We start from the raw sequence: 1,459 nt of genomic DNA, 5'->3' as shown, positions 1-1,459 counted from the left end.
GTGTAGATAAAACAGAACTGCTTGATTATATTTTAGGATATAATAAAGGCTTAATTAAGGTTTTTTTAGGAGATATTCAACAAAAAACTGAGGAATCTCATAAAAAGATTAATGAAGTTGAAGTAGCTTATCAACAAAATGTAAAAAATAAATTTTTGAAATCTTTAAAACTCTTTGGTCTTTCACAAGAAACCTCAATTGAAAATAAATTGCAGATTAAATTGCGGCAAATAGCAGATCATATTAATTAATTATACAGTTATCTAGCTTTTAAGGGATTTTTAGATGTTCATCGACACTATTTATAGAATCCCCGAACCCTTCCCCTACATTTTTCGTTGAGAAGTGTCGATTGCTTACTGAAAAAGGATTTTAGGTATGCGTTTTACTAAATTAGCTCTATGTCTTAAGGTAGAATGTGTCTGGAATTATACTAAAGTTTTTATGCGAATGACAAATTTTTGATCTTCGCCTAATTTTTCTGCGGCGGGGTCGGCAAAACCTGGAAATGCCTATTGTCTCGTTTACCCTGCCGATGCCCTGCTCTATAAAGGTTTTAGAGTTTTTATATGTATATAGTATAGTTAAATTTGGCTGTAGGTTTATACCCCGTCGCAAATGGCATCTGGACATCAGGCTGCGTAAGGGGTTAAATAAGAGGGGCCGCTTCTCTTTGTAGAAGTGGAATTAATGGAAACCGAATATCAGCAACGGAGAACTTGATTTGACCAGTAGTCGCTTCTCTTTGTAGAAGTGGAATTAATGGAAACTTGAGTCTTGTCGCTCCATCTTTATCCTCTTTCTTCTCAGTCGCTTCTCTTTGTAGAAGTGGAATTAATGGAAACATCCCCGCATTTTCCAGCAAATACTTGCACGCTTTCTGTGCGTCGCTTCTCCAATAAGAAGTGGAATTAATGGAAACACAAGCAGATACCACGCCAGTACAACAATCTCGATTCAGACACCATAAGGGTTTAAATAAGAGGGGTCGCTTCTCTAATGAGAAGTGGAATTAATGGAAACAATATAGCGAGTTCAGCAAAGCGATCACACCAGATTGGTCGCTTCTCTAATGAGAAGTGGAATTAATGGAAACATTGGCATCAATAATTGTGTAGATTGACCTTCTACAAGTCGCTTCTCCAACGCGAAGTGGAATTAATGGAAACTTGCCGGACTCAAAGCCTACCTCAAGGATGGCTGGGTCTCCACTAATTTTGTGGAGTCGGATTAATGGAAACTGAACTAGGCAGCTACTACTATCCTCCATTGTGTTGCCACTAATTATGTGGAGGCGAATTAATGGAAACTCATTAATGTCGTTAGTGCCCTCTTTCATAGGGCCGCTAAACATTCATAAACTATGTGGATGTAAAGTAATAACTCCCGGTTCGCCCATTTTTTAATGAGTTAGGAAAAGTAGATAGTCAAAAGTATACCGAAGGACATATTCCCAAAA

At 37.6% G+C, this 1,459-nt stretch carries 1 pseudogene and 1 CRISPR repeat array; the pseudogene reads left to right on the top strand.

What is annotated here, in order from left to right:
• A pseudogene (locus tag GNF10_RS36825) lies at positions 1 to 251 on the top strand (hypothetical protein); the annotation flags it as partial.
• Positions 252 to 662: 411 nt separating this feature from the next.
• Positions 663 to 1,169: a CRISPR direct-repeat array (repeat unit 37 nt; unit sequence AGTCGCTTCTCTTTGTAGAAGTGGAATTAATGGAAAC).
• Between the last annotated feature and the right edge of the window lie 290 nt (positions 1,170 to 1,459).

The sequence above is a fragment of the Nostoc sp. UCD121 genome (assembly GCF_014222285.1).
GTDB lineage: Bacteria > Cyanobacteriota > Cyanobacteriia > Cyanobacteriales > Nostocaceae > Nostoc.
The sequence above is the reverse complement of the archived record's forward strand: the minus strand, read 5'-3'. Positions and strand labels throughout refer to the sequence as shown.